The 20,058-nt window shown below is 47.7% G+C and carries 20 protein-coding genes and 2 tRNA genes; 19 read left to right on the top strand and 3 right to left on the bottom strand.

All coding sequences use genetic code 11. The features are described from left to right. Window positions 1-74 precede the first annotated feature (74 nt). On the top strand, window positions 75-803 hold the full coding sequence (locus BP07_RS04570; RefSeq protein ID WP_042686268.1) for a Rossmann-like domain-containing protein: 729 nt from the start codon (window positions 75-77) through the stop codon (window positions 801-803). A 244-nt stretch (window positions 804-1,047) separates the two neighbouring features. Further along, on the top strand, window positions 1,048-2,166 hold the full coding sequence (locus BP07_RS04565) for a citrate/2-methylcitrate synthase (protein WP_042686265.1): 1,119 nt from the start codon (window positions 1,048-1,050) through the stop codon (window positions 2,164-2,166). Here the strand turns inward: BP07_RS04565 and acnA are convergent, their stop codons facing one another. The 3 genes from acnA to BP07_RS04550 form a co-directional block, all read right to left on the bottom strand. Continuing rightward, the gene (gene acnA, locus BP07_RS04560) at window positions 2,167-4,851 is read right to left on the bottom strand and encodes an aconitate hydratase AcnA (RefSeq protein WP_042686263.1); all 2,685 of its coding nucleotides are present in this window, start codon (window positions 4,849-4,851) and stop codon (window positions 2,167-2,169) included. Window positions 4,852-4,931: 80 nt separating this feature from the next. Then, a complete protein-coding gene (locus tag BP07_RS04555) occupies window positions 4,932-5,888 on the bottom strand; it encodes a hydantoinase/oxoprolinase family protein (RefSeq protein ID WP_169736244.1) in 957 nt (318 codons plus the stop codon). Between the two features lie 16 nt (window positions 5,889-5,904). Then, window positions 5,905-5,976 (bottom strand) — tRNA-Arg (locus tag BP07_RS04550). 82 nt (window positions 5,977-6,058) lie between these two features. On the opposite strand from BP07_RS04550, the gene BP07_RS04545 reads away from it, so the two are divergent. The 17 genes from BP07_RS04545 (at window position 6,059) to BP07_RS08350 (ending at window position 19,936) form a co-directional block, all read left to right on the top strand. Then, window positions 6,059-6,838, top strand: a complete 780-nt coding sequence (locus BP07_RS04545) for a sugar phosphate isomerase/epimerase family protein (protein WP_084174110.1) — start codon at window positions 6,059-6,061, stop codon at window positions 6,836-6,838. A 1-nt stretch (window position 6,839) separates the two neighbouring features. After that, window positions 6,840-7,298: a siroheme decarboxylase subunit beta gene (gene ahbB, locus BP07_RS04540; RefSeq protein ID WP_042686258.1), complete on the top strand. Its 459-nt coding sequence runs from the start codon at window positions 6,840-6,842 to the stop codon at window positions 7,296-7,298. Further along, entirely contained in the window at window positions 7,295-7,972 is a 678-nt protein-coding gene (locus BP07_RS04535; protein ID WP_042686256.1) for a precorrin-2 dehydrogenase/sirohydrochlorin ferrochelatase family protein, read from the top strand. The genes ahbB and BP07_RS04535 overlap by 4 nt, the downstream gene beginning before the upstream one ends. Further along, on the top strand, window positions 7,965-9,239 hold the full coding sequence (gene hemA, locus BP07_RS04530; RefSeq protein WP_042686255.1) for a glutamyl-tRNA reductase: 1,275 nt from the start codon (window positions 7,965-7,967) through the stop codon (window positions 9,237-9,239). The genes BP07_RS04535 and hemA overlap by 8 nt, the downstream gene beginning before the upstream one ends. A 28-nt stretch (window positions 9,240-9,267) precedes the next feature. Next, window positions 9,268-9,342: transfer RNA gene (locus tag BP07_RS04525), tRNA-Pro, on the top strand. 220 nt (window positions 9,343-9,562) lie between these two features. Beyond that, complete coding sequence (locus BP07_RS08585) at window positions 9,563-12,040, top strand: DNA methyltransferase (protein WP_084174109.1); 2,478 nt, start codon at window positions 9,563-9,565, stop codon at window positions 12,038-12,040. Further along, the gene (locus BP07_RS04510; RefSeq protein ID WP_042686250.1) at window positions 12,037-12,360 is read left to right on the top strand and encodes a nucleotidyltransferase domain-containing protein; all 324 of its coding nucleotides are present in this window, start codon (window positions 12,037-12,039) and stop codon (window positions 12,358-12,360) included. Before BP07_RS08585 ends, BP07_RS04510 begins: the two co-directional genes overlap by 4 nt. Beyond that, entirely contained in the window at window positions 12,357-12,782 is a 426-nt protein-coding gene (locus tag BP07_RS04505) for a HEPN domain-containing protein (RefSeq protein ID WP_042686248.1), read from the top strand. The genes BP07_RS04510 and BP07_RS04505 overlap by 4 nt, the downstream gene beginning before the upstream one ends. Then, on the top strand, window positions 12,772-13,587 hold the full coding sequence (locus BP07_RS04500) for a hypothetical protein (protein ID WP_042686246.1): 816 nt from the start codon (window positions 12,772-12,774) through the stop codon (window positions 13,585-13,587). The genes BP07_RS04505 and BP07_RS04500 overlap by 11 nt, the downstream gene beginning before the upstream one ends. Further along, window positions 13,584-14,090, top strand: a complete 507-nt coding sequence (locus BP07_RS08360) for an AAA family ATPase (RefSeq protein ID WP_052353247.1) — start codon at window positions 13,584-13,586, stop codon at window positions 14,088-14,090. The genes BP07_RS04500 and BP07_RS08360 overlap by 4 nt, the downstream gene beginning before the upstream one ends. Then, on the top strand, window positions 14,081-14,788 hold the full coding sequence (locus tag BP07_RS08355; RefSeq protein WP_052353246.1) for a hypothetical protein: 708 nt from the start codon (window positions 14,081-14,083) through the stop codon (window positions 14,786-14,788). Before BP07_RS08360 ends, BP07_RS08355 begins: the two co-directional genes overlap by 10 nt. 6 nt (window positions 14,789-14,794) lie before the next feature. Further along, window positions 14,795-17,371 (top strand): DEAD/DEAH box helicase, encoded by a 2,577-nt coding sequence (locus tag BP07_RS04490; protein ID WP_042686242.1) that lies wholly within the window; start codon window positions 14,795-14,797, stop codon window positions 17,369-17,371. Window positions 17,372-17,597: 226 nt separating this feature from the next. Further along, window positions 17,598-17,873: a hypothetical protein gene (locus tag BP07_RS08770; RefSeq protein WP_157203078.1), complete on the top strand. Its 276-nt coding sequence runs from the start codon at window positions 17,598-17,600 to the stop codon at window positions 17,871-17,873. Window positions 17,874-18,069: 196 nt separating this feature from the next. Continuing rightward, window positions 18,070-18,282, top strand: coding sequence for a DUF2281 domain-containing protein (locus BP07_RS04485; protein ID WP_042686240.1), 213 nt, complete (start codon window positions 18,070-18,072; stop codon window positions 18,280-18,282). Next, a complete protein-coding gene (locus tag BP07_RS04480; RefSeq protein ID WP_042686237.1) occupies window positions 18,282-18,659 on the top strand; it encodes a type II toxin-antitoxin system VapC family toxin in 378 nt (125 codons plus the stop codon). The genes BP07_RS04485 and BP07_RS04480 overlap by 1 nt, the downstream gene beginning before the upstream one ends. Window positions 18,660-19,088: 429 nt before the next feature. Then, window positions 19,089-19,502: a hypothetical protein gene (locus BP07_RS04475; protein ID WP_157203077.1), complete on the top strand. Its 414-nt coding sequence runs from the start codon at window positions 19,089-19,091 to the stop codon at window positions 19,500-19,502. 2 nt (window positions 19,503-19,504) lie between these two features. After that, window positions 19,505-19,936: an RDD family protein gene (locus BP07_RS08350; protein ID WP_052353245.1), complete on the top strand. Its 432-nt coding sequence runs from the start codon at window positions 19,505-19,507 to the stop codon at window positions 19,934-19,936. Window positions 19,937-20,058: the final 122 nt, after the last annotated feature.

Here is a 20,058-nt window from a genome sequence, read left to right as displayed (position 1 = left end):
ATATACGCATATGTGCAATAATAAAAGACTTTCGGTTCGAAAGCGATTTCTATACGGGGGTGCAATGCTGTGGCATGGGCATACTCGATGCGCTCGTGCAGAAATGTCTCGATGAGGCTGGAGCGTACGTGCTCGAGGACGTGAGGGTGGGGCTCGGATACACGTGCGCAGTGGTGTCGGATGGCAGAGGCAGGTATGCTGGGCTTGCCGCCACGCTGCTCCACGAGGTAGCCCCAACGTGCGTGCACCACGGGAGGGCTGGGAGGCTCGCCGGTGCACCTCTCGATGAGGTGCTCGCCCACAGGCCCAGGACCCTCGTAGAGAGGGCAGTGGCACTTGCGTGCTGCAATGCGGTGCTCAACCGAGACGTGGTGGCACGTGAGGGGCTCGAGCTCGAGCTTGCGGGAAGGGATGTGGGCATGGTGGGTTACTTTGCCCCCCTCGTGCGCGAGCTCAATGGGGTGGTGCGCTCCCTGACAATCGTGGAGCGGAATGAGGTACTGGTGGGTGGAGAGGTGAGGAGGGAGCTTTCCGCCATTGAGGGATGCGATGTGGTGCTGGTGTCCTCCTCCACGCTGGTGAACGGCACGGTGGATGAGGTGCTCTCCGTGTGTGGGGGTGAGGTGGTGATGCTGGGCCCCTCCACACCCTTCACGTTCTCGGTGTTTCCAGAAAAGGTGGTGGCGCTCGCTGGAAGGCAAGTGGTGGACATCGATGGGATGCTGAAGGTGGTCTCGGAGGCTGGCGGCACCCCCCAGCTCTCGCGCTACACCAAAAAGCTCACGCTGCTGAGAGGCGATTAGGAGCTCGTAGTTTGGCGATGAGCTCGTGCATGGGGATGCCGTAGCCCACGGAAAGGGGGACGTCGTCGAGTTTTGGGAGGTATTACACCAATTTGTGATTTTTTTCTTAATGTTATACAACCATTGTTAAGTTTAGTTTTTACTGACATCTATCCAAGTCAGTGAATTCTTTTTACTGACATGGCTCCCATGCCCACGATAAATATATATTGATTAGGGAAGATGCTCTACGGGGGGCGAATGGATGGAAGATATAAAAAAGGGATTGGAGAGCGTTATTGCGCTGGAAACGAGCATCTCCTACATAGATGGAATAAATGGTATACTGGAATACAGGGGATACAACATAAATGACCTATCGGAGATGCCGTATGATGCCGTCTCATACCTGCTCATACATGGAGAGCTCCCGGATGAGGATGAGCTCGAGGCCTTTTCTGGCCAGCTGAGGGCCGAGAGGGAGATAGATGAGGACACGATAGAGTTCATGAGGATGTGCCCCTATGGAGTCGAGGCCATGGACGCTCTGCGCACGGCGGTCTCCTACCTCTCCCACCACGACCCCGACATGTCCGACTGCTCGCTCGATGCTAACCTGCGCAAGGGCATCAGGCTGATAGCGAAGTTCCCCACCATCGTTGCGGCATACTACAGGATAACAAATGGCCAAGAGCCCATCGCCCCCCATCCCTCCCTGCCGCATGGGGCAAACTTCCTGTACATGCTCAGAGGAGAGGAGCCGAGTGAGCTGGAGGCAAGGCTGATGGAGCTGGACTTCATCCTCAGCGCAGAGCATGAGCTGAACGCCTCCACGTTCTCTGTTCGGGTGGCGGTATCCACCCTCTCCGATATCCACTCCGCCGTGATAGCGGGCTTGAGCACGCTCAAGGGGCCGCTTCACGGAGGTGCTCGGCTCGCCGTCATGAGGATGCTCGAGGAGGTTGGCTCACCAGAGAGGGCAGAGGAGTATGTGCTGAGCCTCATCGCAGAGGGGCAAAGGGTGATGGGGTTCGGACACAGGGTGTACAAGACGTACGACCCGAGGGCAAGGATATACAAGCGGCTCGCCAGAGAGATAGCGGATGAGAGGGGTGATACGAGGTGGTTCAGGATTGCCGAGAGCATCGAGGAGGCAGTCCAGCGTGAGCTCGTGGAGAAGCAGGGCAAGCCCCTTTGTCCCAACGTGGACTTCTACTCGGCGGTGGTGTACAAGTATCTGCACATCCCACCAGAGTTCGCCACCTCTCTTTTTGCCATCGGAAGAATCTCTGGATGGGTCGCCCACTGCATCGAGCAGTATGCAGACAACAGAGTGATACGTCCGAGGGCAAAGTATGTGGGAAAGCACCACCCCTCACGGTGATTATCTCATCATGTTCCGCAGCACCGTGGGCAGTATACCTCCGTTGCGGTAGTACTCCACCTCTACTGGGGTGTCCAGCCTCGCCACGACGCTGAACCTCTTCTCGGCTCCGTCCTCGCTCCTTGCCACCACGGTGAGCTCTCCCCCGGGCTGAATGTCGTGTATGCCGAGGATGTCGTACACCTCCCTTCCCGTGAGGCCCAGTTCCTCCGCACCCTCCCCCTCCTTGAACTGCAGGGGCAGCACCCCCATTCCCACGAGGTTGCCACGGTGGATGCGCTCGAAGGACTGGGCAATCACCGCCTTGACGCCCAGAAGCTGGGTACCCTTGGCAGCCCAGTCACGAGAGCTTCCCGTGCCGTACTCCTTTCCAGCGATGACGATGAGCGGTATTCCCTCTCTCCGATAGCGCATTGCGGCATCGTATATCGTCATCACCTCCCCGCTGGGCAGGTGCACCGTCCATCCCCCTTCCCTCGAGACCAGCCCGTTTTTGAGCCGTATGTTGGCAAAGGTGCCCCGCATCATCACCTCGTGGTTTCCTCTGCGTGCCCCAAAGGAGTTGAACTCGTAAGGCGCCACGCCATGTGCAATCAGGTACCTGCCCGCAGGCCCATCTGGGGGAATCGCCCCGGCAGGGGATATGTGGTCCGTGGTGATGCTGTCTCCCAGAAGGGCGAGCACCCGTGCGCCCCTTATGTCGCCTCTCTCGGGAGGCTCGAGCGCGAAGTCCTCGAAGAATGGAGGCTCCCTGATGTACGTGGAGGATGGGTCCCACTGGTAGAGCTTGCCACTTGGGGACGTGAGCTTTTGCCAGAGCTCAGAGCCCTCGAACACCTTGGAGTACTGCCTTTCGAACAGCTCCGGGGCAAGGGTGCTGCTCACGAGCTGCTCGACCTCTTCTTTGGTGGGCCAGATGTCCCTCAGGTACACGGGTCTGCCATTGGGGTCGTATCCCAGCGGTTCTGTGGTGAGGTCGATGTCCACCGTGCCAGCGATGGCATACGCCACCACCAGCGGCGGGGATGCGAGGTAGTTTGCCTTGACGAGGGGGCTAATCCTGCCCTCGAAGTTGCGGTTTCCACTGAGCACCGCAGCCACCACGAGGTCGTGCTCCCTTATTGCCTCCGCCACCTTCTCAGAGAGCGGACCACTGTTGCCTATGCACGTCGTGCACCCGTACCCCACGGTGTGGAAGCCCAGTGCCTCGAGATAGGCGATGAGCCCAGATGCCTCGAGATACTCGCTGACCACGCGTGAGCCCGGGGCGAGGCTGGTCTTCACATGGGGGCTCACTCTGAGCCCCAGCTCCACCGCCTTCTTTGCCAGAAGCCCTGCCGCCATCATCACCGATGGGTTTGAGGTGTTGGTACACGAGGTGATGGCGGCAATGACCACCGAGCCATGGGTGATTGGCACCTTCATAGAGCCCATGTCCAGCTCCACCCTCCCACATGGCTCTGAACGTACGTCCCTGCCGAATGTGCTCTTCATCGCCTCGTGAAAGCTGAGCTTCATCCTGCGAAGGGGTATGCGGTCCTGCGGTCGTCTGGGTCCGGCAACGCACGGCTCCACGGTGTCCATGTCCAGCCTTAGTGTATGGGTGTAGCGGGGTGCCTCATCATCGAGCAGCAGCCCCTGCATCGTGAGGTACTGCCTCACCAGCTCCACGTGCTCTCTGCTCCTTCCCGTTTCCAGAAGGTATTGCAGCGTTTTTTCGTCCACAGGACAGAACCCCATGGTGGCGCCGTACTCTGGCGCCATGTTGGCAATCGTTGCCCTGTCTGGAAGGCTTAAACTTCTGAGTCCAGGTCCATAGAACTCCACGAACTTGCCCACCACCCCATGCCTTCTCAGCATCTCCGTGATGGTGAGCACGAGGTCGGTGGCAGTCACCCCCTCGGGCAGGCTTCCGCACAGCCTCACGCCCACCACCTCTGGCACTGGCATGTAGTAGGGCTGGCCAAGCATCACGGCCTCGGCCTCTATTCCTCCCACGCCCCATCCCAGAACTCCGAGCCCGTTGACCATGGTGGTGTGGGAGTCTGTGCCCACGAGGCTGTCTGGAAATGCAACACGCTCTCCGTTTTTCTCCCGAAGCTGCACCACCGATGCCAGATGCTCGAGGTTTACCTGATGCACTATCCCTCTGCCGGGGGGAACGACCCGAAGGTTGTCGAACGCCTGCTGAGCCCAGCGCAGGAGGGCATAGCGCTCGCGGTTGCGCTCAAACTCCCTCTGTTCGTTGCACTCAATGGCGTACGACGTCCCGTGGCAGTCCACCTGAAGGGAGTGGTCAATCACGAGGTCTGCGGGTATCAGGGGATTGATCTTGGAGGGGTCGTGCCCGAGCCTGTGCATCGCCGACCTCATCGCAGCGAGGTCAACCACTGCAGGCACCCCCGTGAAGTCCTGCAGCAGCACTCTCGCGGGTATGAAGGGAATCTCACGCTGGGGCACCCTCTTCGGACTCCATCTCGCAAGCGAGTACACATCCTGCTCGGTGATGAGATGTCCATCCACCTGTCGTAGCACCGCCTCGAGCAGCACCCTGATGGAGTAGGGAAGACGGGATATGTCCCCAGCCCCCACCTCCTCGAGCACATCGAGCCGATAGACCACCACAGAGCCCATACTCGTGTCGATGACGTCCTTGGCACCAAAGGGATCGTTCTCCGCACTCATCACCTTCACCACACGATATCGGAATGTGGACGGCGTTATTCCGTTCCCTTATATAACGGTCATGGACAGCAGACAGCAGCTCATCTGAGCCATCTTTTCAGCAGCACGCCCGTGGCATACGCTGGAAGCACGTGGGACACACTTCCGTAGTGTGCAGAGCAAAGATGACACTCAATCCCGAGCTGCTGTGCAGCCTCGGAGATAAGGGGCTCCCCAATGCCACACGCCACGACCTCAGATGCTGGATGGCGCTTTAGCACATCTCTCATGGCTGCCATGAGCTCTGCAAGCTGTGCCTTTTTTATCTGAAGTGCCATGTCCACGATTGCGTCCTCTCCGAGCTCGTCGGCGTCCGCACACACGCACCTCGCCAGCCTATGCATGCACTCCTCTCGTGATGTGCCCCTGCCATCTGCGGTGCTCCACACCCCAACATCACATCCGAGCACGGTGTGCACATCACCCATGGTGGCAAACGTCTCCTTGGCGAGCGGGACACTCACCCCGTCCAGCTGCACGGCACGTACGAGGGCACACACGCTGGTGCGGACCATCCCCGTGTACACCAGCTCCCCCGCAGCCAGCCGCTCAAGGTCAGTGGTGTGTGCCCTCACCCGTCCCTCGATGATGGGGATGATGTCCGTGGTGGTGCTGCCCATATCCACCAGCAGGCAGCTCGGATGGCTCTCTGCCACCAGCATCGCAGACGCCATCCAGTTGGCGGCGGCAAACGAGAGCGGTGATGCCACCACCCTCTCGATGCCGTAAAACCCTCCATCGAGGGAGAGAAAGTACACCTCATCGAGCACGCTGGCACACGCACGGGCAATCGCCACCACGCCCTCTCTCCTGCTGGAAAAGCAGTCTGCAAGCTCCCCTGTCATCACCACCCCTGCGGGCACGCCCTCAGCTGCCCTTCTTATCCCCTCAAGAGCACCCTCGAGGTCTGCATCTTGCCAGAGGGGGAGGTGGATGATGTCCCATGCGCCATCTGGTGTGGCGAACTTGGTGTTTGCACCCCCCACATCTATGCCCACACACATACACATGCTACGGACTCGCCGCGATTCGAACACGGGTCTGCGGGTCCGAAGCCCGCCAGGATATCCACTACCCCACGAGTCCGCCCTCTCTTGTGTGTATTGGGTATTTAATCTTAGTGATGGGCCCCCCAAGAAAACCTTTTTACCCCTGTGTCGAATAGCGTATGGGCGATTGCATGGACACATCGAGGATAGGCTTCTCGTGCATCTCATCACTGGCAGACCCCTCCGCGTGGGTGTACGGGCTGGAGGAGCTGGGCTTTTCTGCATGGGAGTACGTGGCAGATGGCGATGATGCCCTCATCCCACAGAGGTTATCCCTCCTTCGGGATGTGAGGGACACCACCTCACTCACAATAACGGTGCACGCCCCCTTTTCTGACCTGAACATGGCGAGCCTCATACACCGAATATGGGAAGACAGCGTGGAAGCCATCATGGAGACCATGAGGCTCACAGCCGAGCTTTCCGAGATGATCACGGTGCACCCGGGCCATCTTTCCCCATACGCCATGGGAAGGGTGGACCTCGCAAAGCAGAGGCTGATAGAGGCTCTCGAGCGGCTGAGTGGGGCAGCAGAGGAATATGGGTTCACGTTGGGGGTCGAGAACATGCCGGAGTTCAAGTACGTGTTCTGTCGTACGAGGGACGAGGTGGAGGAGGTGATAGAGGCAGTCGATAGCCCGCACCTTGGCATCACGCTCGATGTGGGGCATGCCAACACAACAGGAACGCTCGATGACTTTCTGAGGAGCGAGCACATCGTGCACGCCCACATCCACGACAACATGAAGGATCACGACAGCCATCTCACAATTGGAGAGGGCAGCATTGAATGGGGGGCGGTGATGGACAGCCTGCTCGGGAGAAACATCACGATGATAATAGAGGCACGCACGCTGGAGAGTGGTGCAGCCTCACTGGAGTTTTTGAGGTCGCTCTGAGATGGATGCGAAGGACGTAGAGCTTTTGAGGGCTGCCCAGCAGGGGCTTTTGGTGTGCAGCAGGCCATACAGGGTCATAGGAGAGCAGGTGGGGCTCTCTGAGGAGGAGGTGCTGGAGAGGCTAAGGAGGCTCAAGGAAAGGGGATACATCAGGAGGGTGGCGGCATCCATCGCCCACTACAACATAGGTATGATGGCAAATGCGCTGTGTGCGTGGTGTGTCGAGGATGACAGGGTGGAGGAGGTGGGAAGGAAGCTCGCCTCCTTCAGGGAGGTCACCCACTGCTACCAGCGGGAGCGGGCGGATGGGTGGAGGTACAACGTGTACACCATGGTGCACGCCCGCACGAGGGAGGAGTGCCTCGCCATCGTGTCCTCTCTTGCCCGCAAGGTGAACGTCGAGGACTATGTGGTGCTGTTTTCCACGAGGGAGCTCAAAAAGACGGGGGTCAGGCTATGAAAAGCTCGTTGATGCCCCTTTTGCTCAACCTCGAGAGCAGGAGGGTGGTGGTGTTCGGAGGGGGCAATGTGGGGCATCGAAAGGCATCGCTCTTTTCGAGGTACTGCCATGTGGATGTGGTATCGCGCAGCTTTGTGTCCCAGCTGAAAGAGCTCGAGAATAGCCGTGAGACGGTGCGGCTCATCGAGGTGGGCGAGCTGGACGAGGACACCATCATCGAGCATGCGAGAGGAGCGTTTATCGTGGTGGCAGCCACAGACAATGAGGAGCTGAATGAAAAGATAGCACACATCGCCCACGAGAATGGAGCGCTGGTGAACAGCGTGCACGATGTGCTCGACGTGGTGGTGCCCTCAATCGTGGAGGGTGAGGGTGTGGTGCTCGCCATCTCCACGAGGGGTGCCTCGCCTGCGATGTCCAAGTTCATAAGGCAGAGACTGGAAGGAGCGCTCGAGGCATCCCTCTCTCCAGAGTACCTCCTCATGGTGCGGCTCCAGAGTGAGCTTCGAGAGCACCTGAAGCGCGTCGTGGGCGACCAGCAAAAGAGGGCGCGTCTGCTGTGGAGCGTGCTCGAAAGCGAGGAGGTGTGGGAGAGTCTCGCATCTTCGTATGAGGAAGGGTTTAAAAGGGCGTTGATGCACATAGAGATGCAGCTGGAGGGGCGTGATGAGTGAGCTTTCGGCACTCGTGGTGACTCACGAGAGGGCGAGTGTGGACGAGATAGAGAGCTGCTTCGAGGGGGATGTGGAGCAGCTGCTGAGAGAGCTGTTCTCTGACGAGCGTGTGCACGAGTGTATGGTGCTCCAGACGTGCAACCGCTTTGAGGTGTATGTGGTCTCCCCGGTTGCCTCCAAGGTGCTGCTCGAGCTCGCCAAGCGGCTCAACGTTCCCCTGAGGCTTGTGGACATCCTGAGCTCTGAGGAGTGCATGCTCCACCTGCTCAGGGTGGCGGCAGGACTCGAGTCCATGGTGGTGGGCGAGGACCAGATACTGGGTCAGCTCAAGGACATGTACCTTCTTGCCAAGCGCGCTGGCACCACGGGAAGGGTGCTGGACACCGCCGTGAGCAAGGCCATACAGGTGGGAAAGCGGGTGCGCAGCGAGACCAGAATAAGCAAGGGCTCGGTGTCCATAGGCTCGGTGGCCGTCGATTTGGCAGAGGAGGAACTTGGAACCCTGAAGGGCAAGAAGGTGATGATTATCGGGGCTGGGGAGATGGGCACCATCGTCGCCCGCACGCTCTCTCACAAGCATATCTCGAAGCTGTACGTGGCCAACAGGACGTTCTCCAGGTCCCAGAGGCTTGCGGAGGAGCTTGGGGGGATTGCGGTGCCCTATGAGGAGCTGGAGAGCTATCTGCATGCGGTGGACGTGGTCATCAGCGCAACTTCCGCCCCACACGTCATCCTGAGGCGGGACAGGATAGAGCGAGCGCTAAACGGCAAGCGGGAGCTGCTCATCATAGACATTGCAAACCCGAGGGACGTGGAGGAGAGCGTGGGGCACATAGATGGGGTCAGGCTGTACAACATCGACAACCTGAGGGGCATAAGCCAGCGCAACCTCCAGCTTCGCATCGGCGAGGCGGTAAAGGCAGAGAGAATCGTGAATGAGGAGCTGGCGCACCTGTACAGGATGTACAAGAGGCAGCGGGCAGACCACATAATCAAGAGTCTGTACTCCGAACTCGAGCACATCAAGCTCAAAGAGCGGGAGAAGGTGCTCAACAGGCTGGGCGCGTACCACACCTTGGGCGATGTGGAGCGCGAAATCATAGATGACCTCCTGCGCTCCCTTGTGAACAAGATTCTCTCCGAGCCCACAAAGCGGCTGAGGGAGGCAGCCGAAAGGGGAGATGCTGAGCTCATGGAGGCGGCTGCAAGGCTGTTTGGCCTTCATCCCCCAAGGCAGGGCGAGGGTGGGCGAGGAGATAATTTTTAATATGTGCGCTGCCGTATGGTCGGAGGGCGGGACAGTAGGGTAGCCTGGACGATCCTCGAGCGTTTGGGACGCTTGGACCGCGGTTCAAATCCGCGCTGTCCCATACTTTAACTCTTCATTGGGTCCTGGTCTTCGAAATCGAATTACGTCAAAAGAGGTTGTCGGTCACACCAGAACACAGCTTTGCCACTCTTAGAGGGTGTGGTAGATTTAAGATATACGCAAGAGCTTTTAGGTATGGCAGTAAAACAACGGAAATATATAGTGAGTAATAGGGATATGGGGAAAAGAACGAGTTAAGTGAAATCGGGGGCGCATGGCTGATGGAGACAGAAAAGGAGAATAAGGAGAGCCTTAGGGGAAAAATAAAATATCAAATCCAGATAATGAGGGATTATATGACAAACAAAAAATATGTAGAACTGCTCTGGCATGGGAAATACGATGAGATAGAACTTGGCAACAAAATGCCCATTGAAAGACCAAATCTTCCATTTCAGGTAGTTGAAACTATAAACAAACCAAGAATCAAAGGAGGTTATACAAAACCTCTTTTTCCCGAGGACGAATGGCCCGAGAACTATCCAAAGGACTGGAAGAATCTGCTTATCTGGGGCGATAACAAACTTGTTATGTCCTCACTTTTGAAACAGGGCTGGGCTGGAAAGATAAACCTCATTTACATAGACCCGCCGTTTTTCACTGGTGCTGATTTCACGATAAGAACAAAGGTGGGAGATGAGCAGGTAGAGAAGGCACCGTCCATCATTGAGGAGAGGGCTTATAAGGATACATGGAGCGGTGGCATTGCTTCTTATCTCAAATATATGTATGAGCGGCTGGTTTTGATGAGGGAACTTCTGGCTGAAAATGGTAGTATATATGTGCATTGCTTTCATCCAGAGACGCCAATATTGATGGGGGATTTCACCCTTAAGAATATCCAAGATGTACAAGCAGGAGACTTAGTTGTATCAGATACCAATAGAGTAAACAAAGTTGTGAGAAAATATAGAAGACCTTATAAAGGAAAGTTGTTGGAAATCAGATATATGGGTAATGTTATCCCCCTGAAGGTTACACCTGAGCATAAGTTTTTTGCCATAAAGAAAGTGTGGAGAAAGAAAATCAGAAATAAATTTAAAAATGGAATAAGCAATAATCTTCATAGTGAGTTTATAGAAAAAATTAGAGCAGATCAATTGGAAATAGGAGACTATCTTATCATACCTATAAATGGTGAAATTACTAAGGGAAAATCTTTTATAGAGACCAAAAAATTTATTAGTGAATCTGATACACGCTCCAAAAGCATTCCAGAGAAAATTCAAATTGATGCAAAATTCATGCGATGGATTGGGTATTATCTTGCTGAAGGTATGATAGATTATTCTGCTACTACTGGTAATCCATCTGGTGTAAATTTTACAACGGGATTAAATGAAATTCATTTGCATGAAGAAATAATCACCTTGACTAAAGAGATATTTAAATTGGATGTTATAAAGGTACCTCTTCCTAAATATGGAGGAATGAGGTTAAGGATATGTAGTAATCCTTTAGGTAAACTTATTGAAATTTTATGTGGAACTGGAGCAGGTAAAAAAAGGTTACATCCCCTTTTCATGACACTGCCGCCTAAATTCCAATATGAGATATTTGATGCGTGGGCTAAAGGTGATGGTTGGAATTACAAAGGACCAAGAAATGAGAATTCTACAATTGTTGGAACAGTTTCAAAAGAATTAGCATTGCAAATGTTTATAATTTTATTACGAAATCATAAAGGTCCAAGATTAGAGATAAGTAGAAATCCCAATGTACTAAAAGATAATCATCATCTTCCTTATAGAATAGTATTGCCTCTTGGTGAAAGGAATAGCCCACGGCACTGGATAGAAGGTAGATATCTCGCTGTTCCAATTACCTCTATAAGGAAATTTGACTATGAGGGAGATGTATTCAATTTAGAGGTGGAAAACGACCACAGTTATTGTGCTGATTTTGTAAAAGTAAGCAATTGTGATTGGCATGTGGGGCATTATGTAAAGGTTTTGATGGATGAGATTTTTGGGTATGAGAATTTCAGGAATGAGATAATTTCCAGACGAGGTCAAACTAAAAATTTACAATATCAGTTTGAGAAGTTCAAGACAATGAATGTCTTTAATGATTATATCCTCTGGTATTCAAAAACTCCCGATGCGACATTTAACCCACCCTTAAGAAAAGCTTTAGATTATCAACGGGAAGGTCGTTGGCAAAGTATGTGGAATAATGCAGATAGACCTACAATGAGGTATGAGTTATTAGGTGTTAAGATTAAATCTGGACAATGGAAATGGTCGAAAGAAAGAGCATATAAGGCTGTAGAGAATTATAAAAAATTTTTAGAAATAAGTAAAAAAACGGGCGAATCTTTAGAAGAATACTGGGAAAGAACTGGAAGAAAACTCGAATTTGTTTGGCGTTTTGGGAAGGGAAAACCTGTTTATTGGGTTCCTCCTCAAGAAGAAGTAATATGTGACAATAATTGGTTGGATATTAAGGGATACGAATATACACAAAATTTTAAAACTCAAAAATCTGAGGTGTTGCTAAAAAGGATAATTTTAATGGCTTCCAACCCCGGCGATATTGTTGCAGACTTCTTCTGTGGCTCAGGAACAACTTTAGCAGTGGCAGAGAAACTTGGTAGAAGATGGATAGGATGTGATTTATCCAAATTTGCCATTCAGGTAACGAGGAAAAGGCTTCTGGACATTCACAACTCAAAGGATCTGATGGAGGAAGAAAAATGATTAAAGAGAAGATAAAGAATGCAATAGATAGAGTTATCAAACGGTCTGGATTTAGCCTTAACAGCATTATTATTTTTGGCTCAAGGGCAAGAGGTGATTTTAATGCCGATAGTGATTATGACATTCTCATTATTCTCAATGAAGACCTCTCTATTGAAGACAGGAGAAGACTTACGGTAAAGATTTCCGCTGAATTGCACAAAGAGATGAAATTTACTGCTTTTGATATTATTGTTAAATCATTAAAAAAGTTTGAGGAAGAGAAGGATGTGGTCAACACTATCTCAAACGAGGCGTTTCTGGAAGGTGTAAAGATATGAAGAAGGGATACATTCTAAGATGGTTTAAGAAGGCAGAAAGTGATTTAAAGGTGGCTGAGCATATGTTAGAGGTTGAAGAGCCACCAACCGATGCAATATGTTTTCACTGCCAGCAAGCAGTGGAAAAATACTTCAAGGCATATTTAACCTCTAAAAATATTCGTGTGAAGAAAACCCACGACCTGGAAGCACTTTTAAATTTATGCATTGAACAGGACAAAGAGTTTGAAAATTTAAATAAGGGAAAAATATCCAGCCTGAGTTTCTTTGCAGTTGATGTTAGGTATCCCGATGAATTTTATATGCCGTCCATAAATGAAGCTAAAGAATACGTTGAACTTACTAAAAAAGTGAAATTATTTGTCATGAAAAGGCTAAACATAAGAGAATCTGATATAAGGGAGAGTAAAAATGGGGCGTAAACTCTATGGCAAGCCTGCAAGACCTTTTGAAGTATGGAACATAGGAAACTATGAGACGATATACTGGAGGGACAGAGAGGATGAATACCTCGCCTTTATGCTGAAACTCTATCAGGCTCAGCCGTTGCATGGGTTTAGGTATCTACACGGAAGAAAAGGCGAAAGAATTGTGCATGTGGGTCCGTTAAATGCACCAGTAACAATGGAAGAGGTTGAAAAAGTTGTTCTGGAATGCAGGGCAAACAACTTCAACAAAGCAGACATCCTTGGCTGGGAGTGGAGCTATGAGGTTAATGAACTTGGAAAGGAACTGGCAAAGAAAAACGGTGTTGATTTGAAACTGATTCAGATTCCATCTGTGAACGAGATAAAATCCGCCCTTGTGGGTTTTGATTTGCAACTTTTGAAAATACCTGATCAGGTTGTGGAAAAAGAGCTCGCTCCTCATATCAAATTCCCTGAAGTGGCGTATTTAGAAATAGAAACAGAGGTTAAGGGAAGAGAAGTTGCTCTCAAAATAACAGATTTCCAGCTTCCACCTACAGCAGAACTTGCAGAGATTGCGGATAGGATAAAAGACTCTCGAGAACTCATAGATTACTGGGCGATAGATTGGGACTACAAGGGAGATACATTTCATAATCAGTGGCAGAGTTTCAGGAAGAAGAAGGAGCCGAAGGTTGAGTATGAAGCAAGGCACAGATATGATGAGCCAGGGGAATACACCATAATGGTTAAGGTGATAGATGTATTTGGGACAGATACAAATAAAGTTATAAAAGTAAAAATAGGAGGCGATTTATGAAAGATATGAAAGAAAGTCCATTTACGCCCGGCAATCCCGTGCCTGTGGAACTATTTGTTGGCAGAGTTAATCAGATTAAAGAAATCTTAAAGTATGCCGAACAAAGCACTCATGGAAGACTGGAAAATGTTTTTTTGGTAGGTGAAAGAGGCATAGGCAAGAGCTCTTTAGCGGCATTTTTAAAATATATGGCAATCACACAAGAAGATTTGTTAGGAGTATATCTTTCATCGGGGGGAATCAATGAGTTAGAAGAACTAATCCGACGTATAATTGAACAAGTATTAAGAGAGGTAAATAAAGAAAGTGATTTAAAAGACAAATTCGTTTCATTTTTCAAAGACAAGTCAAAATATATTCAGCAAGTGGGACTTTTTGGGATTTCTCTAAGTTTCAATCCGCCTAAGAATGAATTGGAATACATGGTGAGGAACTTTCCAGAAACAATCAAAGAATTATGGGATAAAATAAAAGATAAAAAAGAGGGATCTTTTTGGTCTTAGATGACATCAATGGATTGAGTCGAAGTAAGGAATTTGCAAATTGGTACAAGAGTTTTGTAGATAATGTTACCATAAAATATCCAAAAGAGTTCTCTGTAATTATTTTAGCAATTGGTTTACCAGAGGTAAGAGATTCTCTTGCTAACACTCAGCCATCTCTTATGAGAGTTTTTAGAATAATAAATATAGATAAACTTGAAAACAAAGAAGTAGAAGAATTCTTCAATAGAGCTTTTGATAGTGTAGGAATAGAAGTAAACCAAAAAGCAATGGAACTGATGGTGGAATTTTCTAGCGGATTGCCTATTTTAATGCATGAAATAGGAGATGCAGTTTTCTGGAAAGATGAAGATGGAATAATAGATGAGAATGATGCTTATAGAGGAATTCTTGATGCCGCCAATAGAATTGGGACAAAATATCTTGATCCCAAGGTATATAGGGCAATCCGCAGTGAGCGATACAGGTCAATTTTGAGGAAATTAGGAGAGAAACCTCTTTTATCTTTTAAAAAAAGAGAAATTGAAAGCAGACTTAATGCAAATGAGAAAAAAGTATTTAATAATTTTCTGAGAAAAATGAGAGAGTTAGGGGTCATTACACCCAATATAGAAGGTGGAAGAGGTGCTTACAAGTTTGCAAATATGCTATATCCTGTCTATATCTGGATGGAAAGTCAACGATTTAATAGAGGTTAAGAAAAAATGAAACCAACTGACATATTAAAACCCACAGAAAGAAGGCCAAGCAAAGCATACTTAGTTAATGAACTAAGAAAAGCGGTCTATAAATGGCGTGAGGATGGTTATCCAGGAGTAACTAAAACCACAAGAAGACTTTTACAGTTCTGGTTTGAAGAGGATCATGTGATGGAAAAAGAGCCTTTCCAGTTCTGGTTCTGTCAGAGGGAGGCAATCGAGACCTTAATTTATGTATATGAGGTGATGAAGAAAAGAAATTTCATCGATATAGCAAGAGATTTTGGAGCTGGCCCTATTCAGGCTTATGACCCTTCCTATGATCAGTATCCATTATATGCATTTAAGATGGCAACGGGTTCAGGAAAGACATTTATTATGGCCCTTGCGATAGTCTGGTCATATTTCAATCATAAATTTGAAAACAAAGAAGATTACGCCTCTAAATTCCTGCTCATTGCAGGAGAGAAGAATGTTATCTACGATAGATTGAGGAGAGACTTTGAGGATGAAGAAATCTTCAAAAAATGGCCATTCATCCCGCCGGAATGGGAGGAAGAGTTTGACCTTCAGGTTATTTTAAAAGAAGACCCTATCCATGTTATACCTGAAAATGTGTTATTTTTAACAAACATCCAGCAATTGGAGGAAAGGAAAAACAAAAAAGAGGAAGTAAAGGAATATGTGGATGATGTGCTTGCTCTGGAAGAAGTGAAAAAACAAGATATTTATCAAGAGAACAGAATTAGAGAAGTCTTAACAAAGTGTCCAAATATTATGATTTTAAAGGATGAGGCTCATCATATTTATAGTTTTGAAAAGGCATGGAAGAAAATCCTGCTTAATCTCCATAAAAATCTCGCTTCTCGATATGGTAAGGGCATAAATATGGAACTTGACTTTTCAGCAACTCCTAAAACAGAGACAGGAGCTTTGTTCCCATGGATTATAGTGGATTTCTCTCTTAAAGAGGCCATCGAGATGAACATTGTTAAATTGCCACTTAAGGGAATTGTTAAAAATGCAGAGGAAATAGCATCCAAAAAAGCAGTAGAGAGATACAGGGCGTGGATAGATGCAGGAATAAGGCGGTGGAGAGAATACAGGAAGGCTTTAAAGCCGCTGTCAAAAACGCCAGTTTTATTTATCCAATGTACAAGCAACAAAGAATCTGATGAAGTTTTTGATTATGTGAACTCCATTCCAGATTTAAAGGGCAAAGTTTTGCTCATCCACACAGATAGCACGGGAAACATCCAGAAAAAAGACCTTAAACCTGTAAGAAAAGCCGCAAAGCTCATAGATGAGCCAGAAAAAATATCAACTGACCCTGAACTAAAAGAACTATTTCCCCATGGTATTGAAGCTATTGTCAGCACCATGATGTTAAATGAAGGCTGGGATGTTAGAAATGTGAATGTAATTGTGGGGCTAAGACCCTACGGCTCAAAAAGAAAGGTTTTGCCTGAGCAGGTTATTGGAAGGGGATTAAGAAAGATGTTTACTGATGAACCTGCCGATATTGAGCATTCAATAAATATCCTTGAGGTTATTGGTCCTGTGGGTTTAACGGAAATACTGGAAGACCTAGAGGCGGAAGAGGGTATAAAGTTTGCGGAGTTTGATACGGACAAATCGTTAAATTTAACCACCATATTTGTTGATGAAAACAAGTTGGATAAGGACATAGAGATACCTATATTGAGTTCGAGAATTGTAATCAGGGAATTTGATTTGAGTGAGGTTGATATAGATGCCCTTCCCTCTCTAAAAATATCACTTGAGAATAAAGTTCTTGAGATGGAGTATGTGGCTGTTGATATGCTTGAAGGTGTGGAGAGAATAAAAAGGAAATGGGATTTGCCTGTTCCAAAGGACTCAAAGAGCGTAATAGCATATTATACTGATTTGATACTCAAAGAGCTAAAAATTGGAGGGGCGTTTGCAAGTTTTTATCCACTGGTAAAAAAGTATGTTCAGGAGAAGCTATTTGATGTGAAAGTAGATATAACTGATCCAAGGGTTCTTTATAATTTGAGTAGGACTGAGGTTCAGGAGAAACTGGTAAAACTTTTTGTTGAAGCATTCAAAGAGATGACATTTACAGAGAGAGAGCCAGAAAAGATGGATTTAATTAAACTTTCAGATACGCCCCCATTTGTTTGGTCAAAACAGGTTTATCCTGCCGATAAATGCATATTTAATTATATTCCATGTGATAATAACTTTGAGGTTGATATCGCTAAATTTTTGGATAGAGCTGAGGATGTGGAGGCATTCAGCAAAATTGTTCCTAAGATTGGATTCTTTGTTGAGTACCGAGATTCAAAAGGAAACCTCAGACTTTACTACCCTGATTTTGTTGTAAAGACAAAAGCAGGAGAAAAGATAATAATTGAAACGAAAGGCAGAGTTGATGTAGATGTGGAACACAAGGATAAAAGAATAAAAATATGGTGCGAAGATGCTTCTAACTTAACAGGTGAAAAGTGGATGTTTATTAGGGTAAATCAAGAGTCATTTGAAAAACACAAGTTTAAAAACATAGAAATGATTTCAACTTTAACCGTGGATGATGAATAGGGGGTTCCCCCATGAAAAGAAGATATGGAGAGGGGAAAAGCCATACGCCTCTCGGAAGTCTTCGGCTTCCTTGCCCCTACGGGGTCACTTAACAGCGGGTATGCAGTTCGCTATTGCTCACCATTACGGGCTTCGCATATCCGCAAACGTTATACGCAATCGGCTTCGGGACGCCTGAAAGAAAAACATTTAAATGTAAGAAATTAGGAAGAGGGGCGAGGATAAAATGGAAAATAAAAGACAAGACATGAATAGGTTGGTATTTATAATGTCAAATATATTGACGTTTTTGGGTATTGTTTTATTGTCTACAGCGTTAACGATTAGAGCGCTTCTGACTGGGGGCCCCTCTCATTTTTTATTTGAGGCATTTGTAAAAACAGGCATTTGGGGGCCTGAAGCTTATACACCAAACTTAAGTGGGGTGTATGTTATTAGTGTTCTTTGTATCGTTGTTGGGTTAGTATTAAGTGTAGTTTTCTACAAAAAGGGTAGTAAATAAAAGAGAAATCAAAGATTTTCCCAAATTCCCTACGTTTAGCTTCGGAAACTTCGTTAAGGGGCATCCTAAAACTAGCAAAGGTGGATGTAGATGATTTTGCAGAATATTTATAATTACAACACTTCAGATGCGCTCGGAACGTTAGGCGATATCCTTAAAACGGAAATAGATAAATATAGCAAAGGGAGGGTAAACCATGTATGAAAATGAAATCAATCTGAAAATGCGAGAGCTTCCTGAAGATTTGAGGAGAGAGGTTTTAGATTATATAGAGTTCCTGCTAAAGAAGTATAAGAACAAAGAAAACGAGGCAAGGAAGTTTAAGTTTGACTGGGAGGGGGGCTTATCAGAAATACGGGAGAAATTTACTTCCGTTGAGTTGCAACACAAGGCTCTGGAGTTGCGATAATGTTTTTAGTGGATACAAATGTATTTTTAGAAATCCTCTTGAGACAGGACAAAAAAGAAGATTGTAAGAGGTTTCTGGACAGTAATATCGGGAATCTCAACATAACAGATTTTTCTTTGCACTCCATTGGTGTAATCCTGTTCAGATATGACAAAGAGGAGATTTTCCAGAAGTTTGTTGGAGATGTCTTGCCTAATACCAGACTTCTCTCATTGCCGATGGAACTGTATGGAGAAGTTGTAAACGTCAGCAAAAGCCTGAATTTAGATTTTGATGATGGTTATCAGTATAGCGTGGCTAAATATTACGGATTGAAAGTGGTTACAATGGACAGGGATTTCGAGAGGATCAAGGATCTGGAAATTTTATTTTTATAGGACGTCGCCCAACAGGTGCACATCTGACTTCGTTAGCACTCCGTCCAAATTCCTCGCTTCGCTTGGAACTTTGGATATGCCCCCGATACGTTAAGTGAAATGCTCACTCATCGCCAAAAATATTTAAGTTAAGAGCTGAATAGATAATCAGGTGGCGTCAACTACCACCCTCTAAGGGACGGTGGCTTGCAGGCGAATCATCATGCAGAGCATTCATCCCTGCATCAGGCTGGTTGACAGCAGCCCTGCCAAGGGGAGCCAGCTCTCAGGGAAACATAGAGTCTCATTCCCACACAGCCGTTTCTCCCCGTAGGGAGTGCTATGGGATCGACTCCTTAAGGATTATATACATTCATGGCTTAAAAATCTAACAGAGGTGAGTAGGCAATTCCTCCCCACGATGGATGGGGCCTCCAGCGGGCGTGTGAGATGAAATGGGAAACACTAATGGCGTATGAGGAAGACATAAAGAGCAGGAGCTTCTGGGACTGGATAAAGGCACATACATCTTTTATGAAACCTTTGCATAGATATGATGGAGTTTTAGAGTTGACTGAGCAGAAGTTGGCATTTACTGGAAGGGATGTGAAAGAGAAAAAGGAGTTCAAGTTAGAAGTTGAAATTGGGAACATTACGGATATCCACTTTGGATTTGATGATGTATTTACAGGATGGGAGGATAGAGCTGCTCCGTGGAATAAACCTCTGAGAGTGAGGTATAAATCCAAAGAGGTAGAGAAAACAATCTATCTCTTTGCGAATTTTCATCACAAATACGGAATGAGGACTTCCGACAATAAAGAAGTTTTTGAAAAATTAAAATCACTCTTGAAAAGGGAATAAATATGAAGGAAATGGAATATCAGGGGATTCTGATAAGAGCACTTGCTTATATCATCGACAATGTAATTCTATTTGCTTTATTTGCCCTATTTCACTTTTTAGTATTTGGTACATGGGTAAGGCATATTCCTGATTTGAATGTAATGTTTGTCATCCATCCTGTCTGTTTGTCCTTCTTGGCAGTCTATTTCATCTATTTTATAGCACTTGAAGGAACAATTGGAGCTACCATCGGGAAATTGGTGTGCAAAATCAGAGTAAAGAAGGAAAACTGGGATGCTTGTGGAATTTGGGAGGCATTTGTTAGGAATATACTTCGAATTGTCGATGGACTTGTTTTTTATTTAGTGGGTATAATTCTGATAGCAACATCTGATAAAAAGCAGAGATTAGGAGATAAAATAGCCAAAACCGTTGTTCTAAGGAGTGATTGAGATGAGAAAAAGGGCGGGCTCGCAACTCCTCGCCACTTTGTGGCTCGATTTAGCCGAGACTCCGATAACATGGGTAAAAGGTTTTGCTACGCTTTGCCCAAAGTGCCTTCGGCAACTTCTTT

This window comes from Methermicoccus shengliensis DSM 18856, assembly GCF_000711905.1.
Lineage (GTDB): Archaea > Halobacteriota > Methanosarcinia > DSM-18856 > Methermicoccaceae > Methermicoccus > Methermicoccus shengliensis.
The sequence above is the reverse complement of the archived record's forward strand: the minus strand, read 5'-3'. Positions and strand labels throughout refer to the sequence as shown.